General features: G+C 38.2%; 1 protein-coding gene. It reads right to left on the reverse strand.

Annotated elements, in window-relative coordinates; genetic code table 11:
• Positions 1–283 precede the first annotated feature (283 nt).
• A partial coding sequence (locus tag ACLJQF_RS48875) for a hypothetical protein (protein WP_410617530.1) occupies positions 284–524 on the reverse strand: 241 nt, incomplete at its 5' end.

Here is a 524-nt window from a genome sequence, read left to right on the forward strand (position 1 = left end):
TAGTTGATTGACAACAGTGTGCCAATTTCTGATGGAGTATCTTTTTGAATTATAGTTTTGTCTGGATATAACCCCAGGAGTGGGATTGCTGGATCATATGGTAGTTCTATATGTTTTCTGAGGAAACTCCATCGTGTTCTTCAGCTTACATTCTCACTAAAAGTGTAGGAGGGTTCCTTTTTCTCCACACCCTCTCCAGCACTTATTGTTTGTAGACTTTTGGATGATGGCCATTCTGGCTGGTGTAAGGTGGTACCTCATAGTGGTTTTGATTTGCATTTCTCTAATAATGAGTGACGTTGAACATCTTTTCATGTGTTTTTTGGCCATCTGTATGTCTTCTTTGGAGAATTGTCTGTTTAGATCTTCTGCCCATTTTTTGATGGGTTGTTATTTTTTTGGTATGGAGCTGCAGAAGGTGTTTATAAATTTTGGAGATTAATCCCTTGTCAGTCGATTCATTTGCAAAGATTTTCTCCCATTCTGTGGGTTGTCTTTTTGTTTTGTTTAGGGTTTCCTTTGCT

Origin of the sequence: Amycolatopsis sp. lyj-109 (assembly GCF_046548995.1) — a bacterium.
Classification (GTDB): Bacteria; Actinomycetota; Actinomycetes; order Mycobacteriales; family Pseudonocardiaceae; genus Amycolatopsis.